A 1,773-nucleotide genomic window follows, 5' to 3' on the forward strand; every position below is an offset into this window, starting at 1 on the left:
CGCCAATCGCCTCTGCCCTGACGAAAACCTGCTCCGGCAGAATGCTGCAATCTAACCCGGAAAGGCTCTAAGGCCTGCCGAGAGGCGGTCCGGGCGTTCTCTGCCCGGACCGCCTTCAGTATTTGTAAGGAAAACCACATGAATTCCCTTGTTTCCACCACCACGGCGATCGAGGTCCGGTCGCAAGCGGCGGCTTCCGAAGAGGTGGTGAGACTGGCCGACGTGAAGCGACGGTTCGGAGCCACTGCAGCCCTCGACGGTATTTCGCTGACGGTGAAGAGAGGCGAGATCCTCGGCATCATCGGCCGCAGCGGCGCCGGCAAATCGACGCTGATCCGCTGCCTGAACGGCCTGGAGCGCGCCGATAGCGGCAAGATCCTCATCGAAGGCCGAGACATCACCGGACTTTCAGAACAGGAATTGCAGCCGCTGCGCCGCCGCATCGGCATGATCTTTCAGCATTTCAATCTGCTTTCCGCCAAAACAGTCGAGGAAAACGTTGCGCTGCCCCTGAAGATCGAGGGTCTTGCAAAGAGCGAGCGCCTGAAACGGGCGCATGCGCTGCTCGAACTCGTCGGCCTTGCAGACAAGGCGAAGGCTTATCCCGCATCGCTGTCCGGCGGCCAGAAACAACGCGTCGGCATCGCCCGGGCGCTGGCGGCACGCCCGGCACTGCTGTTGTCCGACGAGGCGACATCGGCGCTCGATCCGGAAACGACCCGGTCGATCCTGGCATTGCTGAAGGACATCAACCGTAAGCTCGGACTGACCATTCTGCTCATCACCCACGAGATGGAAGTGGTACGCGGCATCGCCGATCGCGTCGCGGTCATCGATGCCGGGCGGATCGTCGAGGAAGGGCAGGTCTGGTCGGTGTTCGCCAATCCGCAGGCTGAAATCACCGGGAGCCTGCTTGGCGGCATCCGCCCGCAGCTTCCTGAGCATATCGCCGGCCGGCTGTCGGCGACGGCGGGCAGCGAAGCGATCCTCAGCGTCGATCTCGCCGGACCGCAGGCGCAGGGCGCGCTGTTTGCCGAACTCTCGGCAGCATTGCCGCATTCCTTCCGCCTCGTCCATGGCGGCATCGACCATATCCAGAACCAGCCGGTGGCGCGGTTCTTCATCGCCGTTCCCGCGCGCGACCCCGCGCTTGCCGGAAAGGTCGAACAATTCCTGACAACCCGGTCCGCGCGGGTGGAGGTGCTTGGTTATGACACCGATCATGCTTGAACTGCTTATTCGCTCCCTTTGGGAGACAGTCCTGATGACCCTCGCCTCGGGATTGATCTCGCTCGTCGCCGGCCTGCCACTCGGCCTTGCCCTGGTTGCGACGGCGCGCGGCGGCATCGCGGAAAACCTCTGGATCAATCGCGTGCTTGGCGCAGTCATCAACGGCTTTCGGTCAGTGCCTTTCATCATCCTGCTGGTGGCGCTGATCCCACTGACGCGGCTGATCGTCGGCACCGCGCTCGGCACTTGGGCGGCCATCGTGCCGCTCGCCATCGCCGCGACGCCCTACTATGCCCGCATCGCCGAAGTATCGCTGCGCGAGGTCGACCGCGGGCTGATCGACGCTGTGCGCGCCATGGGCGGCAACCGCTGGACGATCATCCGCGAGGTGCTGGTGCCTGAAGCGCTGCCGGGCATCGTCGCCGGTTTCACCGTCACGCTGGTAACGCTGATCGGCGCCTCGGCCATGGCCGGCGCCATCGGCGCCGGCGGCCTCGGCGACCTCGCCATCCGCTATGGCTATCAACGTTTCGAAACCAGTGT

Annotated in this window: 2 protein-coding genes; both read left to right on the top strand. The window is 64.2% G+C overall.

Annotated elements, in window-relative coordinates; genetic code table 11:
* The first annotated feature begins 138 nt into the window (after nucleotides 1-138).
* Entirely contained in the window at nucleotides 139-1,230 is a 1,092-nt protein-coding gene (locus FY112_RS00395) for a methionine ABC transporter ATP-binding protein (RefSeq protein WP_151517356.1), read from the top strand.
* Nucleotides 1,211-1,773: methionine ABC transporter permease (locus tag FY112_RS00400; protein WP_151517357.1), on the top strand; the 563-nt coding region annotated here is incomplete at its 3' end. The genes FY112_RS00395 and FY112_RS00400, both read left to right, overlap by 20 nt.

This window comes from Rhizobium sp. PEPV16 (assembly GCF_008919455.1).
GTDB classification, from domain to species: Bacteria; Pseudomonadota; Alphaproteobacteria; order Rhizobiales; family Rhizobiaceae; genus Rhizobium; species Rhizobium leguminosarum_Q.

Bases quoted from the DNA above. Each gene is read 5' to 3' on its own strand.
- FY112_RS00395 (WP_151517356.1), top strand. From the start codon at position 139: ATGAATTCCCTTGTTTCCACCACCACGGCGATCGAGGTCCGGTCGCAA.